This window comes from Armatimonas sp. (assembly GCF_043760365.1).
GTDB lineage: Bacteria > Armatimonadota > Armatimonadia > Armatimonadales > Armatimonadaceae > Armatimonas.
On the sequence record NZ_JAYUPA010000466.1, the window covers coordinates 1 to 1,671 of the forward strand.

Genomic DNA, 1,671 nt, shown 5'->3' on the forward strand with positions numbered 1-1,671 from the left:
GAGAGCTGTCACCGCCCTGGGCAAGTGGGGCCGTTCCCGCTTCAGAGCTACGCCAATGCCAAGCGCTGGAGCGCGATGATCGGGGAGACGGTGACCAACAGCCGCATGCCCCCGTGGCACGCCGATCCGCGCCACGGCAGCTTCGCCAACGACCGCAGCCTCAGTGCCAAGGAGAAGGCCACCGTGCTGGCCTGGGTAAAGCAAGGCACCCCAGAAGGCGACCCTAAAAAGCTTCCCGCGCCTAAGACATTTGCATCAAACTGGAATATCGGCAAACCCGATATGGTGCTCAAGATGGACAAGCCCTACACCGTTCAAGCAACGGGCGTCCTGCCCTACAAGTGGTTCCGCGTCCCGACGGGTTTCACCGAGGACAAGTGGGTCCAGGCCGCCGAAGTCAAGCCCGGAGCGCGAAGCGTCATTCATCATGTCCTGGTATTCTTGGACGATAAAAGAGGCGGTGTTCCCAACGGCCTGGATGGTTTTGTCGCGGAGTATGTCCCGGGTGAGAGCCCCATGGTCTTCCCAGACGGAATCGCCAAGAAGGTTCCTAAGGGTACGGATCTGATGTTCCAGGTGCACTACACCCCCAATGGCACGGAGCAGAAAGACCTGAGTGAGCTTGGACTCATCTTCGCCAAGGAGCCCCCTAAAGAGATAGTGGACACCATTGGGATTCTCAGCCTGAACTTGCGCATTCCCCCGGGCGCGGAGAGCTACAAGTCCTCACGGAGCTTCACGGTTCCGGTCAGCTCGACGATCTACTCTTACTCGCCGCACATGCATGTCCGGGGCAAGGCCTTTCGGATGAGCGCGACCTACCCGGATGGCAAAGAGGAGACACTGCTCTCGGTGCCGAAGTACGACTTCAACTGGCAGACGCGCTACCTGCTCAAAGAGCCCAAAAAAGTCCCGTCGGGGACGAAGATTCTCATTGAGGCATGGTACGACAACTCCACCAAGAACCCGCACAATCCCGACGCCACCAAGACGGTCACCTGGGGCGAGCAGACTTTTGAGGAGATGATGATCGGTTTCATTGATGTGGTCTCCGAGGGAAATAAAACACAGCAGCTCCGGATGCAGAACCTGCTGGGAGGCTTCGGGGGACGCAGACGAAACGGGCAGTAGGGTATAGTATAAGCCACGCATGCCTGATGACGAACTCCGTAAACAGCGCCTGGAGCGTCTCAAGCTCATCGAGCGCTTGGTTCTTATTCCCCTACTGCTACTGGCAGTGGGGGCGTTTTTCTCCTTTGGTAGAGCTATCGTGGTGGGGCAATCCATGCTCCCCACCCTCAAGCCCGGCCAGAGTCTGACCATTCTCAAAGCATGGAAGCTCTTCTCACCACTCAAAGAAGGCGATATTATCGTGGTGGGAGTGAAACCGGGCCAGAAAAACCGGGACGAAGAGCTGGTCAAGCGCGTCATCTTCCTACAAAATGCCACCGGCACCCGTCGTTGGCCGGAGATTCTGAAGACTCCCACGGGCACCTACCCAACCGCCGTACTCTTCAGCCGGGAGAGGTTTTCCGGTAATGCCCGCAACGGCGTCTACGTCCTAGGCGATAACATCAACAACTCCACCGACTCCCGCGACTTTGGTGCAATCTTCGAGTCGGAGATTATCGGAAAGGTTTGGCGTTGAGCACAGTTTTAACAACGAATATT

1 protein-coding gene and 1 pseudogene are annotated in these 1,671 nt (G+C 57.4%); both read left to right on the forward strand.

The annotated features are described in order from the left end of the window. Positions 1–1,131 (forward strand): annotated as a pseudogene (locus tag ACH2EH_RS10960) (peroxiredoxin); the annotation flags it as partial. Between the two features lie 19 nt (positions 1,132–1,150). Beyond that, positions 1,151–1,648 carry a S26 family signal peptidase gene (locus tag ACH2EH_RS10965; RefSeq protein WP_395141601.1) on the forward strand — a complete coding sequence of 166 codons (498 nt, stop codon included), beginning with the start codon at positions 1,151–1,153 and terminating at the stop codon, positions 1,646–1,648. The last annotated feature ends 23 nt before the right edge of the window (positions 1,649–1,671 follow it).